Source organism: Seohaeicola sp. 4SK31 (assembly GCF_028802875.1).
GTDB lineage: Bacteria > Pseudomonadota > Alphaproteobacteria > Rhodobacterales > Rhodobacteraceae > Seohaeicola.
Map to the genome: position 1 here is coordinate 117621 of NZ_JARAMP010000012.1, position 20268 is coordinate 137888.

Consider the following 20268-nt stretch of genomic DNA (forward strand, 5'->3'; position numbering starts at 1 on the left):
TTCCTCCCTGGTTTGTTCTTAGAGGGTGTTTTGCGAACCCAAGATTGCCGTGACCTGACTGGACAGCACACCGCCGTTCCCATGGGCCAGCGCCAGGTCGACATCCCTCAACTGAATGCCGGGCGCATCGCCACGGATCTGCCGCGCCGCCTCGATCACGGTGAAAATGCCATACATGCCGGGGTGCACACAGGACAGACCCCCACCATTGGTATTCACCGGCAAGACCCCGCCCGGCGCGATGCGCCCGCCCTCGACAAAGGCACCGCCCTCGCCCTTGGCACAAAAGCCGAGATCTTCCAGAAACAGGATCGTATTGATGGTGAACGCATCGTACAGCTCGACCACCTGAATGTCAGCGGGCGACACGCCAGCCGCGTCAAAGGCGCGTGCGCCCGACTCGCGAGCGGCGGTCACGGTGAAATCCTTCATCTGCGATATTTGCCGGTGCGAGCTTTCCGCCGCGCTGCCCAAAACGTAAACCGGGGCCTTCGGGAAGTCCTTGGCGCGGTCGGCGCGAACCATCACGATCGCCCCGCCGCCATCGGTGACAAGACAACAATCGCGCACCGTCAACGGATCGGCCACCATACGCGCGCCCAAAACATCCTCAAGACTCAGCGGGCCGCGCTCGAATGCCTCAGGGTTGTGCTGCGCCCAAGCCCGCGCGGCCACGGCCACATCGGCCAGCTGTTCGCGGGTGGTGCCAAATTCATGCATGTGCCGTGCCGCCGCCATCGCATAGGCGGAAATCGGATAGCGCGGATTATACGGCGCCTCATAGGCGGGCGGGCGCGATGCCGTCACAAGCCTGCCCGACGCGGTGCGCTGGTTGGAGCCATAAACGATCAGCGCCACATCACACAGGCCGGCCTCCAGCGCCATTGTGGCGGAGGTCAAGTAATTCACGAAGGACGAACCGCCCGTCATGGTGCCGTCGATGAACCTGGGCTGAATACCCAGATATTCGGCCGCCATCAGCGCCGGCATGCTGTCTTCCATCATGGTGCAGAACAGACCGTCCACATCAGACAGCTTCAGCCCCGCATCGCCAAGCGCCGCAAGCGCGGATTGCGCCATGACATCATAGGCCGTAAGCCCATGCGCCTCGCCAAAACCCGCGTGCCCGGTTCCCACAATGGCGGATTTTCCCCGAAGTTTGGGTGTCATGGCCTATACCTCCGCCGGTTTGAACAACACGGCCGGTTGCCCCTCGGCCCCGCCCACGAAGGCGGTCACGACCATGTCGATGACAATGTCACGGGGGGCAATGCCCTCGACTCGGCTCATCATCCGAACGCCTTCCTCCAGTTCCACCACGCACACGTTATAGTCGCCGCCGCGCTCGAGCTTCTGACGCACGACAGTGGTAGTATGGACCCGGCCCTTACCGCTGGCGGGATGCCAAGAGATCGCGGTCCCATGGCAGTGCGGACACAAGACCCTTGGAAAGAAATGATAGGCTCCGCAATCATCGCATCTGGGCAGCACGATCTCTCCGTTTGTCAGCGCGCGTTGGAATATCTGGTCTGGTCCTGTGGCGTCCGGCACCGGCATTCTCCTCAAATGGCCCATTCCTGGTTAATCGTATTGATTATGTTTCTAACACCTGTTAGATTCTGTCAAGCTCCTAGGATCACGTGAGAGAACGCCATGTCAAGTTCAAATTCAGCGCCCCTTTCCGGCAAGCTCGTCATCGCGCTCGAACAGGCGGTGGCGGCGCCTTTTTGCTCTTCGCGGCTTGCCGATGCCGGTGCGCGGGTGATCAAGGTCGAACGCAAGGGCGTGGGCGATTTCGCGCGCGCCTATGATACTGTTGCCAACGGCGAAAGCGCCTATTTTACATGGCTGAACCGGGGCAAGGAATCGGTCGCACTAGACATCAAAGCAGCAGAAGATCGCGATATCCTGCTGAAAATGCTGGAAAACGCGGATGTGTTCATCCAAAATCTTTTGCCGGGCGCCCTTGCAAAGCTGGGTCTGGATTCGACGACCTTGCGAGAGAAGTTCCCGCGGCTTGTGACCTGCGATATCACCGGATACGGTGAAGACGGCCCGATGCGCAACGCCAAGGCTTATGACCTTCTGGTGCAATGCGAAAGCGGCCTGGCATCGGTGACCGGCACGCCGGACGGTCCGGGGCGGGTTGGCGTGTCGGTCTGCGACATCGCCACGGGCATGACAGCTCATGCCGGGATCTGCGAAGCGCTGATCGGGCGTGAGCGCTCCGGCACAGGCAGCGGCGTTTCGGTGGCCATGTTCGACGTGATGGCCGACTGGATGTCGGTTCCGCTGCTCTATCACGACTATCTTTCCAAACCGACGCCCCGCGTCGGTCTTAACCACACGATGATCTGCCCCTACGGCGCCTATGAGTGCAGGGACGGCCAGCTTATCGTGATAGCCGTACAGCACAGCGGTGAGTGGGTGAGCTTTTGCGACAACATCCTTGGGGATACCGCCCTGGCAACCGATCCACGTTTTCACGACAACTCGACGCGGCTGCTGAACAAGCCCGCGCTCGAAGCGCTCATCAAGGCCGTGTTCGCCTCTCATGACCGCGCCGGGATGCTAAAGCGGCTTGACGCGGCGGGCATTGCATACGGGGCGGTGAACGATGTGGCGTCCCTGTCCGACCACCCCCAACTCGACCGGTCCGTCATCAGCACGCCATCTGGCGAAATCAACGTCCCTGCGCCCCCGATCCGGCGCAGCGTCGGAGAGACGACACTTGGCCCTTGCCCGGCTTTCGACGCAGACGGCAAAGCCATCCGCACCGAGTTCGACCCTCGTCATAAAACAGGATACGCGCGTAAATGACCGCTGCGCAGAAACCCGCGATCCTTGATGGCGTGAAGATTGTCGATCTTACTTCTGTTGTTTTCGGGCCTTTGGCCACGCAAATGCTGGGCGATCTGGGGGCCGATGTGATCAAGGTGGAAAGCCCCGAGGGAGATCTTTTGCGCCAGGTCCAGCCGTCCCGCAACAAGCTGATGGGTGCCGCCTTTCTGGGTGCAAACCGCAACAAACGCAGCGTCATTCTAGACCTCAAGACGCCAAATGATCGCGATCGGCTGCGCAAGCTGCTGGCCGATGCCGATGTGATGATCTCCAGCATCCGGCCCGCGGCGCTTGCCAGATTGTCCCTTGACCCCGAAACGTTGCGCCGCGAGAATCCGAGACTGATTACGGTATCCGCCACCGGCTTTGGGCAGGACGGGCCCTATGCGGCCAAACCTGCCTTCGACGACATCGTCCAATCGGTCTCGGGGTTGGCCAGCTTGGCATCATTGCGCGATCCCGAAGCTGCGCCGGCCTATGCCCCGACGATCCTTGCCGACAAGCTTGGCGGCGTCACTGCGGCCTATGCTGTCATGGCCGCCTTGTTCCATCGTGAGCGCACGGGCGTGCCCCAGCATGTCGAAGTGCCGATGTTTGAGACGCTGACGTCGTTCCTGCTGACCGAACATATGGATGGTGCCACATTCGAGGACAACCCGCAAGATTTCGGCTATGCCCGCATGCTTGTCCCTCATCGCCGCCCGGTTCAGACTTCGGACGGGTTTATCACTATTCTGCCCTACACCAACGTTCAATGGGCACGCTTTTTCAAGGCAGTCGGGCGGGAAGACATGCTCGGCCACTTGTGGGTGACCGACATGGACACCCGCAGCCGCAACATAGGCGCGGTTTACGATATGGTGGCGCAGCTCGCGCTGACACGGACCACAAAAGAATGGCTTGCCCTGATGGAGCAGGCCGATATTCCCGCCATGCCAGTCCGAAACCTGTCAGATCTGCCCAGCGACCCCCATCTTGCCGCCACCGGTTTCTTTCAGCAGATTGCTCATCCAACGGAAGGTGCCATCTGGACAACACGCCCACCGGTTCGATTTTCGGCAACCCCGGCGCGACACGACCACCGACCAGCCCCTCGGTTGGGCGAGCACAGCGAAGAGATCTTGGGCCCGGCCGAAGAGTAACCCCACCCGGACCGATCAGACATCCAGCGAACGAGCGATCAGTTCCTTCATGATTTCGTTGGTGCCGCCATAAATCATCTGCACCCGGCTGTCGGCGTAAAGACGCGCGATCGGGAATTCCATCATGTAACCGTATCCGCCATGCAGTTGCAGACATTCATGCATGACTTCGTTCTGCGTCTGACTGCCCCACCATTTCGCCATTGACGCGGTGGCGGCATCAAGCTCGCCAGCCTCTATTCGGGCAATGCCGTCATTGACGAAGCTACGCAGCAGTTCGGCTTTGGTCTTGCATTCCGCCAGTTTGAACCGCGTGTTCTGGAAATCCATGATCCGCTTGCCGAACGCCTTGCGATCCTGAACGTATTTTACGGTCTCATCGATCGCGAAGTCGATGAAACCAAGCGCGGTGATTCCGATCATCAATCGCTCCCAGGGCAATTGCTTCATCAGCTGATAGAACCCCTGCCCTTCCTCAGTACCTAGCAGGTTGGCTGTGGGGACGCGCACATCCTCAAAAAACAGCTCGGCCGTGTCAGAGCCCTTCATGCCAAGCTTCTTTAGGTTCCGCCCACGCCGGAATCCTTCTGCGTCCTTGGCCTCCAGAACGATCAGCGACACACCCTTGGCCCCTGCGCTTCTGTCCGTCTTGGCCACCACTACGACTATGTCGGCGGTATGACCGTTGGTTATGAAAATCTTCGACCCGTTGATCTTGTAGTGATTGCCGTCTCGTTCTGCATAGGTCTGAACGCTCTGAAGGTCCGAGCCGGTGCCCGGTTCTGTCATGGCGATAGCGGCGACGCTTTCACCGCTAATCAACCGCGGCAGCCACTTTTTCTTTTGCTCTTCACTGCCGTAGGTGTTCAGATAGTGAATTACGATGCTCTGGATGCCGTAACCCCAGCCGGTATCTCCGGTGCGCCCTTGTTCATAGACAGTGATCGCGTCAAACCCAATACCGCCCCCGAATCCACCATACTCCTCCGCAATGGATCCGCCCATGACGCCCTGCTCGCCGACGACCTTCCAGAACTCTCGGTCGACGATGCCTTGTGACGCCCATTTGTCGACATTTGGCGCCATCTCGGCATCAAAAAGTTTGCGGGTACTCTCCGCGAACATCTTGTGTTCATCGGAAACCCAGTTTGGGGAGTTCTTGATCAGAGACATGTTTTTTTCCTACAAAGGCGACTTGATCTGTTGAAATCTATCAGGTGTCTTGTCTTGAAAATGAGGAGGAACAGGTTCAAGCGATGCGTCAGATTAAGCAAATATCCTCCCAAGAGCCGGTTCCCCTACTGGTTGCTCCCGTTCATGATAAGCTCCGCGCAAGGCGGACCTTTCAAACGCTGTGCGCCCCGAATCAACTGAGTTTCTCGATCAATTCCGGCACCGCGGTGAAAAGATCCGCGACAAGGCCGTAGTCGGCGACCTGGAAGATCGGGGCTTCTTCGTCCTTGTTGATGGCGACGATGATCTTGCTGTCCTTCATGCCGGCCAGATGCTGGATCGCGCCAGAGATGCCCACCGCGACATAAAGATCCGGCGCCACGACCTTGCCGGTCTGGCCCACCTGCCAGTCGTTGGGGGCATAGCCTGAGTCGACCGCGGCGCGGGACGCGCCGACGGCGGCACCCAGCTTGTCGGCCAGCTTCTCGATCAGGGCGAAGTCGGCTTCCGAGCCGACACCGCGCCCACCGGACACGACCACGCCTGCGCTGGTCAGTTCGGGGCGGTCCGAGGCGGCTACCTTGTCTTCGACCCATTCGGACAGGCCGGGATTGTCACCCGTGGCAATGGCCTCAACCGAGGCAGAGCCGCCCATCGGGGCCAGATCGAAGGTCGAGGTGCGGATCGTCATGACCTTGACGCTGTCAGTGGATTTGACGGTCTGGATCGCGTTGCCTGCATAGATCGGACGTTCGAACGTGTCTGCATCGACCACGCCCACGACGTCGGACAGGATCATGACATCCAGCAGAGCGGCGACGCGCGGCATGATGTTTTTCGCATCCGTCGTGGAGGGGGCCACGATATGCGAATACCCCGAGGCCATGCTGGCGATCAGCGCGGCGACGGGTTCAGCCAGACGGTGCCCATAGAGCGCGTCTTCGGCGACAAGCACCTTGGAGACGCCTGCAATCTTGGCCGCCTCATCCGCGGCACCCTTGGCCGATGCGCCGGTGCAGAGCACGGTCACTTCGCCCAATTGCTTGGCCGCAGTGACGGCCTTGGCGGTGGCGTCCAGCGCCAGCGTGCCATCGGTTACTTCACCAATCAGAAGAACAGCCATTATACAGCCCCCACTTCCTTGAGTTTCGCCACAAGCTCATCGACCGAGCCCACCTTGATGCCTGCCGCGCGCGCTGCGGGATCCGTGGTCTTGACCACGGTCAGGCGCGGGGTGACATCGACGCCGTAATCGGCGGCGGTCTTTTCATCGAGTTGCTTTTTCTTGGCCTTCATGATGTTCGGCAGCGATGCGTAGCGCGGCTCGTTCAGGCGCAGGTCGGCGGTGACGATGGACGGCAGCTTGACCTTGATCGTTTGCAGACCGCCATCCACTTCGCGGGTGACCAGCGCGTGATCGCCCTGAATGTCCAGATGCGAGGCGAAAGCCGCCTGCGACCAGCCCAGCAGGGCCGAGAGCATCTGGCCGGTTGCGTTCATGTCATTGTCGATGGCCTGCTTGCCCGCGATCACCAGACCGGGGGCTTCCTCGGCGATGACGGCTTTCAGGATCTTGGCCACGGCCAGCGGTTCGATGTCGTTGTGAACATCGTCCGTAGCCACGACCAGAATGGCGCGGTCGGCGCCCATGGCCAGCGCGGTGCGCAGGGTTTCCTGCGCTTGCTTGACGCCGATGGAAACCACCACGACCTCATCAGCCTTGCCCGCTTCCTTGAGCCGGATCGCCTCTTCCACCGCGATCTCGTCGAAAGGGTTCATGGACATTTTGACATTGGCGAGATCGACACCGCTTCCGTCCGCCTTGACGCGGACCTTCACGTTGTAGTCGATCACACGTTTGACAGGCACGAGTACCTTCATTGGCGTGGTCTCCCTTGAGTTCTTCGATATGGTTTCGACCGACTTATCGGTCCGTGAATTGGGGTTTGCGCTTCTCCGAAAACGCTTTCATAGCTTCGGGAAAGTCATGCGCGCACAGCAGAACACTTTGGCAGTCACGCTCGATGTCCAGAGCCTCAAGATAACTACATTCCGCCGACGCGCGCATCACACGCTTGGCGGTTTGAACGCCGAACATCGGATGCTGTGCAATCTCGCGCGCGATCTCAAGCGCGCGGGCCTCGACCTGTCCGGCCGGCACACATTCCTCGACGACGCGCAGGTCGCGGGCGGTGCGCCCGTCGATCTCGCGCCCCGTGAGAACAAGCATCCGCGCCACGCCCGCGCCGGCGCGTTGCTGAAGAAGCCAGCTCGACCCGGTGTCAGGGCAGCCGCCGACACGGGCAAAAACCTCGCACAGCCGGGCATCTTCGGCCGCTACGACGATATCCGCCGACAGGGCCAGGCTCAGGCCGGCACCGAAGGCGACACCGCAGACGGCGGAGATCAGGGGTTTCCGAAAGAGATACGCGGCGCGCCCGCCATCATGAACCTTGTCCACCATTTCCGATGTGGCTCTCGCGCCTTTGGCAATCTCAGACTGAAAGCCGACCAGATCCCCACCGCTGCTGAAATGATCGCCACCGGTCATGACAACTGCGCGTAGCGTGTCGTCCCGCTCCGCCTGCCGCAGGCATGTTACGAGATCCTCGACAAACCCGATGCTGTAGGGGTTACGTTTCCCGGGCTGGGTAAAGCGTAGGATGCCGATGGGGCCGTCCCGGTCTAGGCGCATCAACTCGGTCATGCCAATCTCCCTCAGGTTCCGGTCCACACCGGGGCGCGCTTTTCGGCGAATGCTCTGGGGCCCTCGATTGCGTCATTGCTGGCGTAAACGACCTCGTGCAGGCGCTTACCTTCTTCCAGACCGCCTGCGCAGCCCAGATCCATGGTGGCGCGAACGCCGCCTTTGGCGGCGATCACGGAAAGCGGCGCGCCCCCGGCAATCCGCTTGGCGAGATCCAACGCCCGCGCGCGCACCGCGTCCGGCGTATCCTCGAGATAATTGGTGAACCCGTAATCATGCAGTCGCTCAATCGGCATCAGATCGCCGGTCAGAAGGATTTCCATGAGAATGGGTTGCGGCAGCATCGACAGCGCCGGCGCCGCCCAAGGCGACCCCCGGCCAATCTTCACCTCTGTAATACCAACCTTTGTTCCCTTGAGGCCGACGCGCAGGTCGCAATTGAGGGTCAGCATCATGCCCCCCGCCATCAGCGATCCAGTCATCGCGGCGATGATCGGCTTCTTGCAGGCGCGCATGGTTTCATGAAACGGGTCACGCATTTTCGTCAGAATATCGACTCCTTCATCACGCGCTATCTGCGAAGCTTCCTTCAAATCCAGCCCGGCACTGAAGACACCGCAATCGGTCGAGGTAAGTATCGCCACGCGGACGGTGTCATCCGCTCCGATTTTCTTCCAAGCATCTGTCAGCCCGTTCGTTGCGTCCACAGACAACGCGTTCTTGCGCTCGGGCCGATTGATACAGACGGTCGCGATTCCGTCTTCAATTGTAAGCTTGATCGGGCTCATGGTTTCCACTTCGTTTCTCCAGCATCGTTTTAACTTGAACACGCGGTTGTTGCTCCCCCGCGACATGATCGCCACGGGGGAGCTGCCATCTATTCGACAGTGAACTTCGCCGAGCTTTCCTTGATCACTTCCCACACCACATCGATGTAGTCCGCGCTCCAGTCGGTCAAAGGAACCCAGTTTGCCCCGTCCCATTGTTCAATGCGTGTCTTGCCACCGCCACCGTGATCCTGGGGCGTTACGGTCACAGGGGCCATCAAGCCATTGGCGTCGAAGTTTTCTATCGCCTCGTAGCCCGATTTCATGCTCTCGGGCGTCAACGGCCAACCGTTCTCCTGGATCGCAAGCCGAGCAGCTTCGAAACCCGTCGTATAGACCGCAAGGCCGAGATTGTAGTATACGTCACGAACCAGGCTTTCCGGCCCACTGCCCTTTCCGTTTGCATAGTAGGTGTCGAGCATCGTCTTGACGATCGGCACGTCTTGCCCGCCGGCCACGTTAGTCCCGCGCAAGATGCCTTTTGCCTCTTCCGCGCCGATGTTATTTATATCGACCTCGTTCATCCAGTTCACCGACAAGTAGCGGTCGATTGGGAAACCGTTACGACGCATTTCCTTGGACGCAACAACATGCCCACCGGCCAATAGCCAGCTGATCACATAGTCAGGCTTGTCTCGGCGAATCTTGCTCCATGCGCCGGACTGATCCGACCCCGGCAGCGGAACCGGATAGAGTTCCAGTTGGAAGCCTTCCATCTCGGCAAGCGTCTTAAGAATCTCGATCGGCTCCTGCCCGAAAGGATAGTCCAGATAGATGAAGCCGATCTTGGCATCGCTCAGATCGCCCCCCATTTGGCCCTTGATGAAGGCAACATCGTTCGCCGCCTGCTGCCAATAGGTCGGACCGACAGGGAAGACCCATCCGAAAACCTCGCCGTCGACTGCGTCACCACGGCCGACGAAAGATTGCATCAAAATGTTTCCATCCTTCATGGCACGCGGCAAAGCCGCGTTCGTGACCGGCGTAGACAGGAAGTTGTAGATAAAAACGCCCTCACGCTTCAGCTGCTCATAGCATTCCACGCCCCGCTGCGGCTCATTGCCGTGGTCGCGCACGATGATTTCAACCGGGTGCCCCTCGATGCCACCGTTTTCATTGGTGTACATCGCAAGATCTTGGGCCGCCTGTGCGACCTGTGGCGAAATGAATGTGTATGACTTGCTGAGGTCAAAGCAGAGGCCGAACTTGATCGGCTCATTTTCCTGAGCTGATGCGATCGCCCCGCTGGTTGCCAACGCAGCGGCGATGGCAATAGTCCATACTTTCCGTTTGGTTTTCATGTTTCTCTCTCCCGTTGTTGAACGCAGGGCTCATAGTTCCAATACTGATTCTCAGCCCCACGCATTTTGCGTTCAGTTGCCATTCTTCATTCCCCGTACTTCGAAGAACTTTCCCTAACGACGTCCCAAACAACTTCTCCGTACGCCGCGATCCAGTCAGTCTGCGGAACCCAGGTTTCGCCATCCCACATCTCGATACGCGTCTTGCCGCCGCCGCCGTGATCCTCGGCTGTGACCGTGATTGGTGCCATCAGACCGTTGGCGTCGTAGTTTTCCAGCGACTCTAGGCCCTTTTTATAGGATTCCGCCGTGATCGGCATCCCCTCCATGTCTGCGGCCCTGCGGGCAGCCTCGAAGATGATCGAATACATCGCCAGACCTGTGTTGTAATAGACGTCCTGCGTGTTCACGAGCGGACCGGAGCCCTCTCCCTCGTCATAGAGTTTATTGATGATCTCCAGACGCAGGGGCACGTCCTGACCACCCACGACATTTGTGCCGCGCTTGAGCCCGGTGGCGGCCTCGGCGCCAATATTGGCGATGTCGACTTCATTCAGCCAGTTTACGGAAATATACTTGTCCATCGGAATGCGATTGCGTTGCATTTCCTTCGAAGCGACGACATGCGCACCACCAAGCATCCATGAGATCACATGGTCGGGATTGTCACGACGCATCTTCGACCATGCACCGGATTGATCGCTGCCCGGCAGCGGCACGGGGTAAAGCAGAAGTTCGAAACCCTCTTTCTCCGACAGCGTTTTGAGAATCTCGATCGGCTCCTGCCCGAACGGGTAGTCGAAATAAATGTAGCCGATCTTGACGTCCGAGAGATCGTCGTCATGTAGCTGCTTGATATATCCGATATCGTTTGCCACCTGCCCCCAATATGTCGGGCCGACGGGATAGACCCATTCGAAAACGGTTCCATCCACCGCATCGCCCCGACCCACCAGTGACTGCATCAGAATCCGCCCGTCTTCCATCGCGCGTGGCAGGATCGCCAAAGATACAGGCGTCGACAGCGTGTCGAAGACGAAAACCCCTTCCCGGCTCAGCCTGGAATAACACTCGATGCCGCGCTGTGGCTCGTTTCCGTGATCACGAACGATAACCTCTACCGGCTCTCCACCGATACCACCCTGCATGTTGATCAGCTTCGCCACATCCATCGCTGCCTGCGACACCTGCGGCGTGGCGAATGTATAGGCCTTGCTAAGATCATAGCAAACCCCGACCTTGAATGGCTCCGCCAGAGCCTGTGTTCCGGCCATCCAGCTCCCCATCATAGAAAAAACAGCTAGTGCCTTGGTAAGTTTCTTCATCTTTTCCTCCCTGAACAATCTCTGTCTAGTGACTTAACTCAGCCAACGCTTGCGTCGGCTGTAATGTTTGACATTGTGAAAGTTGGTACCTTCTCCGCCGCCAAGGTAGAATTCCTGGATGTCGGAGTTGGATTTGAGCGCCTCGGCTGTACCATGCATGACCACGCGGCCGTTTTCGATCAGATAACCTTCCGAAACGATTTCCAGCGCGGCCAAGGCATTCTGTTCAACCAAAAGCACCGACAAACCCTCCTCGCGGTTGATTTTTTGAAGGATGCCGAAAATTTCAGCCACCAAGAATGGCGCTAGCCCAAGACTCGGCTCATCGAGCATCAGAAGACTCGGTTGGGTCACAAGAGCTCGGCCAATGGCAAGCATTTGCTGTTCGCCGCCCGACAGATAACCCGCCTGCGAATTACGGCGCTCGGCAAGCCTGGGAAAATAGTCGTATATTTTATCCTTTTCCACACTCAATTCAGATCGGGACATTCCCATCGGTGCGGCCGCAGTCAGGTTCTCGTCTGGAGTCAGATGCTCGAAAACGCGCCGTCCTTCGATGACGTGACAGATGCCCATTTCGACACGTTTCTGCGCCAGCATCTCTGTGATGTCGGTCCCGTCAAACTTTATCTCACCCCGGCTGATATGGCCGCGTTCTGCCTTCAGAAGACCACTGATCGCCTTCAATGTTGTGCTTTTTCCGGCTCCGTTGGAGCCCAGAAGCGCGACCATTCCGCCCTTCGGCACCTGAACAGAAACGCCTTTGATCGCCAGCATTACGTTGTCGTACAGCACCTCGATGCTATTCATCGACAGAATGGACTGGCCTTGGGCTTTCTCTTGCATCGGCATTCCTCTTTACTTTCTGAGCTGATCGAAGGGCCAGGTCATAAGATAGTCTCTGATATTGCCGTAGAGTTTTCCGAGACCTAGCGGTTCGATCATGAGAATGATGACGATCAACGCGCCGTAGACCGCATTGGGGATATGAGCGAGCGTTTCCACATTGACCTGCATGCCGAGCTCTTCGCTCGCTGTCACGACGAGCCCGTTCACCAGCCCCGGCACGAGCAGGATCAACGCAACTCCGAAATAGGACCCGATGATGCTGCCAAGTCCGCCTACGATCACCATCGCCAATACCTGGATTGATACGTTTACCGAAAACTGTTCGGGTGCGGCCAGAAAGTAGAAGGTCGCTACCAGCAGGGCCCCGCTGACACCGGCAATGAAAGACGATGCCGCGAAGGCTAGGATCTTGTAGTAGAAGCTGTTTACGCCGAGGATCGCCGCAGCAAAATCCTTCTCACGCACTGCGACAAGTGCACGTCCCAGCCCAGTGCGCTTGAGGTTTAGCATGAAGATTGTGACCAAGACGCACCAGCCAAGTGCGACATAATAATAGCCGGCATCAGAGGTGATCTGCTGTCCTAACAGCGCCAAAGTTGGAGCCTGAAGTGATGCGTGTGACCCGCCGGAAATCGTTGGGGAGTGGGTCAATACCCAGTCCATCACGAATTGCATCGCGAGGGTCGTGAGCGCGAGATAAAGACCTTTGACCCGCAATGCGGCAAAGGCGAACAGACTGCCGATCACTGATGCCGCCAACCCGCCAATGACCAAGGCGATTTCCCAAGGCACCCCGAGCCGCACGGCGTGTATGGCCGAATAGGCACCAACGGCCATTACTGCGGCATATCCGAGATGGAGCTGTCCGGCCCAGCCTGTCACCAAGTTCAGTCCTAAAGCGGCGGCTGTCCAGATCAGCCAAGGCAAAATGTAACTGTTAAGGTAAAGTGACGGTAGGATAAACGGTGCCGCAAGTCCGATCAACAGAAGGAACACCGCCAAGTTCCGGTCTGCCGGAACTTTGAACATGCGGCTATCCGAGATCAAGCTGGAGTGGTAGACACCCGAGAGTCGATAGAACATTTTACACCCTTTCGATGTCGTGACGGCCGAACAGTCCGTGCGGACGGATCATGACCGTAAGAATCAGGACCGCGGCGACGATGAGTTCGCGGCTGCCGCCTCCGACAAGCGGATCAAGAAATTCCGCACCGACATTTTCGACTACGCCCAGAATGATACCAGCAACGATCGCGCCTAATATGCTGTCGAGACCACCCAGAACAGCGACAGTCAGACCCTTGAGAAGCAGAAGCGACAGTGCCTGATCGACACCCTGGATTTCGCCCCAAATGACACCTGCCGCCACAGCCACCACAGAAGCGAGGGCCCAGGACAGCCCGACACCGCGCTCGACCGAAATTCCGACAGACCATGATGCCATGTAATCATCCGCGATCGCCCGCAATTTGATCCCGGTCCGGGTTCGAAAGAACACCATGAAAGCGACGAACAGGGCAAGCGCAACGCCGGCGCCGACCAGATGGATGCGGCTGATGAAGATGTCGCCCAGGAACAATGGTTCATAGCTGACACCGAGTTCCATCGAACGCGACGTCCCACCCCAGATTGCAAGCGTTGTGCCCCGCAGGAAGATGTCGAGGCCAAGTGTCAGCATCAGGATCATGACGACCGGACGGCCCGCGAGACGCCGAAGCGCCACCCTTTCAATGCCAAACCCCAGACCGAACATGACGACCGCAGCAAGCGGAATAGCTAGCCATAACGGCATTCCCAGATCGCGCGCTAGGGCAAGAACCACATAAGCCCCGACCATTGTCAGCCCGCCCTGCGCCAGATTGGGCACCGAGGATGCCTTGTAGACCAGGACCAGGCCGATGGCAAAAAGTGAATACAACAGACCCGTCAGGGCACCGTTGATCGCAAGCTCTGATAAAAAAACCCAATCCATTTAAACCTCCCTTATGGGAAGGTTTCTTTCAACCTTCCCCATTTCTCCGGTCTCGTAAGCCACCTGGGCACTCACATGGACCTCGGCTGAACCGTCGTAGAGTGCCGCGATAACGTCGGCATAGCGTTCCTCTACGACCTTGCGACGCAATTTTCGGGTTCGAGTGATCTCGCCGTCGTCCGGGTCAAATTCCTTTGGAAGGCAGACAAAGCGCTTCAGGTGCAGTGGCTCGGTGACGGCCTTGTTTACCCGTTCGAAAGCCGGGCGTATTAGCGCCGCGACTTCGTCGCGCTGAGACAAATCTGAATAGGACACATATGGCACACCGTTCACCTCGGCCCAATGACCGACAGCTTCAAAATCCACGCAGATCATCGCAGTCAGCTCATCCCGCCCCGCTCCGACAACGGCCGCATCCTTGATATACGGACTAAATTTCAGCCGGTTCTCTATATAGTTTGGCACGTAGCGTTCACCGCCCGCCGTATGCATGACCTCGGAGACGCGCCCCAGAACCACAAGCTGGCCATTATCCTCCAGATAGCCGGCGTCACCGGTATGCAACCACCCGCTCACCAAGGCTTCAGCGCTCGCCTCCGGTTTGTTGAAGTAGCCATCAAACACGCTTTCCGAGCGCAAGAGAATTTCGCCGCTCTCATCGATCTTCACCTCGACACCGGGCGCGGGTTTACCGACGGTATGCAGGCGCACTTCGTTAGGGGCTTGCATCGCGGTGATCGCACTGTTCTCCGTCTGGCCGTAGAACTGGCGCAGCTTGATCCCGAGGGCGCGATAGAACACGAAGGTATCTTCGCCAATTGCCTCGCCACCGGTAAACGCACTCCTCAGGCGACTCATGCCGAATTGATCCTTGATTGGACCGAAAATGAGCGCCTCCCCCAGAAAACGGCCCAGTGGTTCCAACGCACCGCCACTGTGGCCGTTCAGCTTGCGCGTCTCGGCGGCAATCGCCCGGTCCATGAAGAAGTGGTAAAACCACTTTTTCAACGGGGTTGAGTTCTCCATGCCGACTTGGATCGTAGTTAACATTTGGTCCCAGCTCCTGGGTGCCGCCAAATAAAAGGTCGGTGCGATTTCCCGCATGTCCCGCACGACCGTTTCCTGCCTCTCCGGTACGTTCACTGTGAACCGGAACATCAGCGCCGCCGCCACCGTGATGGCATAATCGCCGACCCAGGCCATCGGGAGATATGCGAGGATGTCCTCATCCTCTCCGTACACTCCCGCCGCGTGGCCGTTGCGAGCTGCGGCAAGAACGTTTTTTTGGCTCAGTACGATACCCTTCGGTTTGCCCGTGGTTCCCGACGAATGCAGGAAGATTGCCGGGTCCTCGGGTTTTGCTCTGTTCAGAAGTTCATCGCGGCGGTGTGGATCCAAGTTGAGATAATCCAGTCCGACTTTAATCAGGTGATCCCATGACATTAGTCCATCGTCTTCATAGGATCCCAAGCCGCGTGTTTCATCGTATATAACATGAGCTATGCCACTCGCGCTCGCACTCCGTAGCTCGAGGAGTTTGTCCACCTGCTCCTGATCTTCTGCTATGGCTGCTACGATCTCGACCTCGCTCAGGAAATGCTGAAGCTCTTCGATCGTTGCGCCAGGATAAGCCGGCATTGCATAAGCCCCGAGTAGCGAAATCGCGAGCATGCCTCCATATAGCCGCGCACGGTTGTCGCCCAGAATGAGCACAGCCTTGCCGGGCTTTACGCCAATCTTCTCAAGCCCGGCAGCGCAGGCCAGTACTTCTTCGGCGTACTCTGCCCAGGTGGTTTCTTTCCAGATTCCACGCTCTTTTTCGCGAATAGCAATATTCGACCCGTAGCTTGACGCGTTCCGTGCCAGCAATGCCCCGATCGTTTCGCTGGCGGAAAACTGCGATTTTGCTGCTTCAACCATGCGATCCTCCAATATATGCCTCGATAACCCTCGGATCTTTTACAACATCCTTCGGGATACCGCTGGCGATCATTTCGCCGTAGTTGAGTGCCAGCACCCGATCACAAATACCGATGATGACGTCCATATGATGTTCGATAAGCAGGACACTAACGCCGCGTTCATCCCGCGCGTCCAGAATGAAGCGGGACATATACCCCTTCTCCTCCTGGTTCATACCCGCCATCGGCTCGTCAAGGATCAACATCTGCGGCTCTGCCACCAGGGCCCGCGCAAGTTCGACCCGCTTTTTCAGCCCGATCGGAAGGCCGTCGACCAGTTCGTACCGGATGCTCTCGAGCTGCAGGAACTCGATCACCTCCTCGACGATTTTGCGGTTCTCGACTTCTTCAGGGCGGGCCGCCCACCAATAGAACGCCGTGCGGAAAACTCCTGGGTGCATATGAATGTGCCGGCCGAGCAGGATATTATCGAGAACGCTCATCCCATTGAAGAGCGCGAGGTTCTGAAACGTCCGGGCCACACCGAGCTTTGCAACCTTGTGGGGTGCCGTGCCGGTGATGTTCTTTCCGGCCAACCGGACAGTCCCCTCGTTTGGCGGGTAGAACCCGGTGATTGCATTGGTAAGCGTCGTCTTGCCACTGCCATTCGGCCCAACAAGGCCGAAGATTTCCCCTCGCTGGATGACAAGATCGACACCGGTGACAGCAACGATACCGCCAAAACGGCGTTCGATCCCTGTGCATTCCAGTATCGGCTTATTACTTAGTGTCGTCATATGGCCCCCGTTTTCCCCCAGGCAATGCACGTATCAAGATATCCGGAAGTAATCCGGTCGACCTGTAGGCCAGGGATCTCCCCACAACTGCTGCCCACCGTCGATATTCAGAACTTCACCGGTTACGAATTTCCCCGAATTTGCCGCCATATAAACAACGCCTTCGGCGATATCCCATTCGTCGCCGGCGTGGCGCATCGGATTTGAGTCCTGGAAGGTGGCCGCGCCATCGTCGGGATAGTTGTGAAAGCCGTTGCTTTCACAACATCCGGGCGCCACGCAGTTCACGCGAATCCCATGCGGCGCCCACTCTACCGCGACCGATTTTGACAAGTATATCACCCCTGCTCGCGCCGCACAGGTATGCGCGATGCCCGGCATGCCGCGCCAGATGTCGGCCACGATATTCACGATGGAACCGGGTCGCTTTTGCTTGACCCAGTGTCGTGCGGTGCATTGCATCATCCACCAGGTCCCGTTGAGGTTGGTGTCGATGACCGCGTTCCAGCCCTTCGGAGAAAAGTCCAACGCTGCTTGGGGAAACTGACCCCCGGCATTGTTCACCAGAACGTCAATCGATCCGAATTCACGGTTGACCTCGCCAACGAAGTCCTCGACCTGTCCGGGATCCCGGATCGTCATAGGCTTGGCAAACACCATGCCACCAAAAGTTTCGAGAAATTCCTTGGCCGAGGCCAGCTTTACCGCGTCGCGTCCATTGATCGCTAGATTGGCACCCAACCTAGCGAACAGCACCGCAATGGAAAGACCCAAGCCACCGCCGGCGCCCGTCACAGCAACGGTTTTACCCGCAAACAAGTCGCTTGCATACACGGTTGCGCGTGACGCCAAGTCTCCTCGCGAAGACCCGTACTGCGTCTTAGTCATGACGCCTCCTCCCTGTGTCCCGTTCGGGTTCGTTGCGGATAATCTAACGCGTGTTAGAAAACTATGCAAGACAAGAATGCGTTTTGCTATAGTGATCACCTCTGGTCAGTAAGACTTTGGAAGCCCTAACGCTTTTTCGGCGATGAACGACAAAAGCATCTGTGGTGTCACGGGAACGATGCGGAAAAGTAGTGCCTCTCTTACCAGACGCTCCACATGATATTCCTTGGCGTATCCAAACCCGCCAAAGGTAATCTGCGCTGCTTCGGTCGCCTCGACCGCGGCATCTGCGGCCAGTAGCTTGGCAGCGTTGGCTTCCACTCCGCACGCCTCTCCCGAATCATAGAGGGCGGCGGCATGCATCACCATGAGATTGGCAGCTTCCACCCGTGCCCATGCCATTGCCAGCGGATGCTGGATGCCCTGATTCTGGCCGATCGGCCGCCCAAAGACCACACGCTCGTTGGCGTATTGCGCGGCGCGCACCAATGCATTGCGTGCGATGCCGATGCATTCGCCGGCAACGAGGATGCGTTCCGGGTTCAGCCCATGCAGAATCTGTCGGAAACCCTTGCCCTCTTCCCCAATCAAGTCTTCGGCCGGGATTGGCAGTCCGTCGATGAACATCTCGTTCGAGTCAACGGCTTTCCGGCCCATTTTTTCGATTTCGCGAACATCCACGAAATTGCGGTCCAGATCCGTATAGAACAGGCTCAAACCCTCGGTCGGGTTAGTCACGTCTTCAAGCCGTGTCGTTCTGGCCAGAAGCAACATCTTGTGGGCCACCTGCGCGGTCGAAATCCAGACCTTTTGACCATGAACGACGTACCTGTCCCCCTGCCGCACAGCTATGGTTTTCAGCTTGGTGGTATCCAGCCCGGTCGTCGGCTCGGTTACAGCGAAACAAGCTTTTTGATCGCCGGCGATCAGAGGGGGCAGCATGCGAGCGCGCTGTTCATCGGTTCCGAACTTGACTACCGGGTTGAGCCCGAAAATGTTCATGTGGATGGCCGAGGCCCCGCTGGCGCCAGCCCCCGATTCGGCAATCGCCTGCATCATGATGGTCGCTTCGGTGATCCCCAGACCAGCACCGCCTACGTCTTCCGGCATGGCAATGCCAAGCCAGCCACCATCTGCCATCGCCCTGTGCAAATCATGCGGGAAACCCCCGTTCCGATCCCGGTCCAGCCAGTAGTCGCCATCAAACTGCGCACATATACGCAGGATCTGATCTCGAATTTCCTTTTGTTCACCCGTCATTCGAAATGTCATTGTGTCTCGCTCCCATCCACACCTACAAACCCTGCCTCACACAGGGCAGTGATCCGGTCATCTTCATATCCAAGATTGCGCAGAATGCTTCGGCTGTCCGCGCCCGGCGGCCGCCCTAGCCAGCGCAACTCACCGGGGGTGGCGCTGAGATGCGGGATAGGTCCAATCACCTGCGTTTGCTCGCCCTCAACCGATACGATGTCGCCGCGATGACGTATCTGCTCATTCGTCATGATCTCCTCGACGCTCAGCACACGAGAGGCAACCGCATCATAGCGGGCAAACTCCGCCTCGACTTCCGCAAGCGTGTGTTGCGTGACGAAATCATTTATGGCGTCGAAGACCACGGCCATATGCTGCGACATCTCGTCGAGTGTAGCGAACCGCGGATCATCGGCCAGCGCATCTCCGCCGACCGCCCGCAACAGGCGTTGCGCTGTTTCTGCGCTGCCAGCCGAAACGGTCACCCACACCCCATCAGAGGTTCGGAACGTGCCCCCCGGCGCAAAATCCATCGGCTGGCGCAGCCCGTTGCGTCGCGGCGAGAGGTTCGCGCCCGTCAATGCGGGCACGGGATAGTCCATCAGTCGAAGCAGCGCCTCGAACACCGCAAGATCGACGACCTGACCACGCGCAATCCCTTTTTCCCGGGCAAACAGCGCGATCATGATCCCCAAAGCACCCATCAACCCTGTCGTGCTGTCGGCCGCTGGAAATCCGGGGTGCATCGGTGGCCCGTCCGCAAAACCAGTCAGATGGGCTAGGCCACTCAACGCCTCTGCCGCGCGCCCGAAAGCGGGCACGTCCCGCATCGGGCCGTCCTGACCGTAACCCGAAACGCGCAGAATAACTAAATCCGGGTTCCACTTATGCAGGGTTTCAGGCCCGACACCCGCACGTTCAAGCACGCCTGGCCGGAAATTTTCAACAAGTACGTCGGCGCTTTCAACCAGTCTGCGCAGGATGTCCCGTCCTTCGCCCGACTTCCAGTCGAGGCTCAGAATTTTTTTGTTGCGGCCCAGAGTTTTCCACCAAACGCCAACTCCGTCCCCGGCCTTTGGTCCGAGATCGCGCATCATGTCCGTCCGGTTGGGTGCCTCAATCTTGATGACGTCTGCCCCAAAATCAGAAAGCAGCGAGGTCGAGAGTGGTCCAGCAATAACATGACCGAGTTCGATGATTTTCAGCTGATGAAGTGGGGAGGTCATATGATCTCTTCGCTAATAATCTAACAGGTGTTAGATTATTAGCGAAGAGGCGGACCAAATTCAAG

At 58.2% G+C, this 20268-nt stretch carries 19 protein-coding genes; 2 read left to right on the forward strand and 17 right to left on the reverse strand.

The genetic code is table 11. The annotated features are described in order from the left end of the window. Positions 1 to 18 precede the first annotated feature (18 nt). Together PVW27_RS11820 and PVW27_RS11825 are read right to left on the reverse strand one after the other, a co-directional pair. A complete protein-coding gene (locus tag PVW27_RS11820) occupies positions 19 to 1170 on the reverse strand; it encodes a thiolase (RefSeq protein WP_073068800.1) in 1152 nt (383 codons plus the stop codon). A gap of 3 nt (positions 1171 to 1173) precedes the next feature. Then, positions 1174 to 1575 carry a Zn-ribbon domain-containing OB-fold protein gene (locus tag PVW27_RS11825; RefSeq protein WP_338019953.1) on the reverse strand — a complete coding sequence of 134 codons (402 nt, stop codon included), beginning with the start codon at positions 1573 to 1575 and terminating at the stop codon, positions 1174 to 1176. Positions 1576 to 1653: 78 nt separating this feature from the next. Between PVW27_RS11825 and PVW27_RS11830 the strand changes: the two genes are divergently transcribed. Together PVW27_RS11830 and PVW27_RS11835 are read left to right on the forward strand one after the other, a co-directional pair. After that, positions 1654 to 2820 carry a CaiB/BaiF CoA transferase family protein gene (locus PVW27_RS11830; protein WP_073068803.1) on the forward strand — a complete coding sequence of 389 codons (1167 nt, stop codon included), beginning with the start codon at positions 1654 to 1656 and terminating at the stop codon, positions 2818 to 2820. Further along, positions 2817 to 3983: a CaiB/BaiF CoA transferase family protein gene (locus PVW27_RS11835; protein WP_047998066.1), complete on the forward strand. Its 1167-nt coding sequence runs from the start codon at positions 2817 to 2819 to the stop codon at positions 3981 to 3983. Before PVW27_RS11830 ends, PVW27_RS11835 begins: the two co-directional genes overlap by 4 nt. A 15-nt stretch (positions 3984 to 3998) precedes the next feature. Here PVW27_RS11835 and PVW27_RS11840 read toward each other — a convergent pair whose 3' ends face one another. From PVW27_RS11840 to PVW27_RS11910, 15 genes are all read right to left on the reverse strand, one after another. After that, positions 3999 to 5156 carry an acyl-CoA dehydrogenase family protein gene (locus tag PVW27_RS11840; protein WP_114294360.1) on the reverse strand — a complete coding sequence of 386 codons (1158 nt, stop codon included), beginning with the start codon at positions 5154 to 5156 and terminating at the stop codon, positions 3999 to 4001. Positions 5157 to 5349: 193 nt separating this feature from the next. After that, positions 5350 to 6279, reverse strand: a complete 930-nt coding sequence (locus tag PVW27_RS11845; protein WP_274557955.1) for an electron transfer flavoprotein subunit alpha/FixB family protein — start codon at positions 6277 to 6279, stop codon at positions 5350 to 5352. Continuing rightward, on the reverse strand, positions 6279 to 7037 hold the full coding sequence (locus PVW27_RS11850; RefSeq protein WP_274557957.1) for an electron transfer flavoprotein subunit beta/FixA family protein: 759 nt from the start codon (positions 7035 to 7037) through the stop codon (positions 6279 to 6281). Before PVW27_RS11850 ends, PVW27_RS11845 begins: the two co-directional genes overlap by 1 nt. A 43-nt stretch (positions 7038 to 7080) precedes the next feature. Next, positions 7081 to 7863: an enoyl-CoA hydratase/isomerase family protein gene (locus tag PVW27_RS11855; protein WP_047998070.1), complete on the reverse strand. Its 783-nt coding sequence runs from the start codon at positions 7861 to 7863 to the stop codon at positions 7081 to 7083. 11 nt (positions 7864 to 7874) lie between these two features. Further along, positions 7875 to 8651: an enoyl-CoA hydratase/isomerase family protein gene (locus PVW27_RS11860; protein WP_047998071.1), complete on the reverse strand. Its 777-nt coding sequence runs from the start codon at positions 8649 to 8651 to the stop codon at positions 7875 to 7877. Positions 8652 to 8740: 89 nt separating this feature from the next. After that, positions 8741 to 9991, reverse strand: a complete 1251-nt coding sequence (locus PVW27_RS11865) for an ABC transporter substrate-binding protein (protein ID WP_274557960.1) — start codon at positions 9989 to 9991, stop codon at positions 8741 to 8743. Between the two features lie 86 nt (positions 9992 to 10077). After that, on the reverse strand, positions 10078 to 11316 hold the full coding sequence (locus tag PVW27_RS11870) for an ABC transporter substrate-binding protein (protein WP_338019954.1): 1239 nt from the start codon (positions 11314 to 11316) through the stop codon (positions 10078 to 10080). Positions 11317 to 11349: 33 nt separating this feature from the next. Next, complete coding sequence (locus tag PVW27_RS11875; RefSeq protein WP_274557963.1) at positions 11350 to 12162, reverse strand: ABC transporter ATP-binding protein; 813 nt, start codon at positions 12160 to 12162, stop codon at positions 11350 to 11352. A gap of 12 nt (positions 12163 to 12174) precedes the next feature. Beyond that, positions 12175 to 13248 (reverse strand): branched-chain amino acid ABC transporter permease, encoded by a 1074-nt coding sequence (locus tag PVW27_RS11880; RefSeq protein WP_274557965.1) that lies wholly within the window; start codon positions 13246 to 13248, stop codon positions 12175 to 12177. 1 nt (position 13249) lies between these two features. Beyond that, entirely contained in the window at positions 13250 to 14137 is an 888-nt protein-coding gene (locus PVW27_RS11885) for a branched-chain amino acid ABC transporter permease (protein WP_274557967.1), read from the reverse strand. Next, positions 14138 to 16057, reverse strand: a complete 1920-nt coding sequence (locus PVW27_RS11890; protein ID WP_274557969.1) for an AMP-dependent synthetase/ligase — start codon at positions 16055 to 16057, stop codon at positions 14138 to 14140. Beyond that, a complete protein-coding gene (locus PVW27_RS11895) occupies positions 16050 to 16835 on the reverse strand; it encodes an ABC transporter ATP-binding protein (RefSeq protein WP_047998078.1) in 786 nt (261 codons plus the stop codon). Before PVW27_RS11895 ends, PVW27_RS11890 begins: the two co-directional genes overlap by 8 nt. A gap of 33 nt (positions 16836 to 16868) precedes the next feature. Beyond that, entirely contained in the window at positions 16869 to 17723 is an 855-nt protein-coding gene (locus PVW27_RS11900) for an SDR family oxidoreductase (RefSeq protein ID WP_274557971.1), read from the reverse strand. A gap of 105 nt (positions 17724 to 17828) precedes the next feature. After that, positions 17829 to 18983 carry an acyl-CoA dehydrogenase family protein gene (locus tag PVW27_RS11905; RefSeq protein ID WP_274557973.1) on the reverse strand — a complete coding sequence of 385 codons (1155 nt, stop codon included), beginning with the start codon at positions 18981 to 18983 and terminating at the stop codon, positions 17829 to 17831. Positions 18984 to 18991: 8 nt separating this feature from the next. Then, a complete protein-coding gene (locus PVW27_RS11910; protein WP_274557975.1) occupies positions 18992 to 20203 on the reverse strand; it encodes a CaiB/BaiF CoA transferase family protein in 1212 nt (403 codons plus the stop codon). Positions 20204 to 20268: the final 65 nt, after the last annotated feature.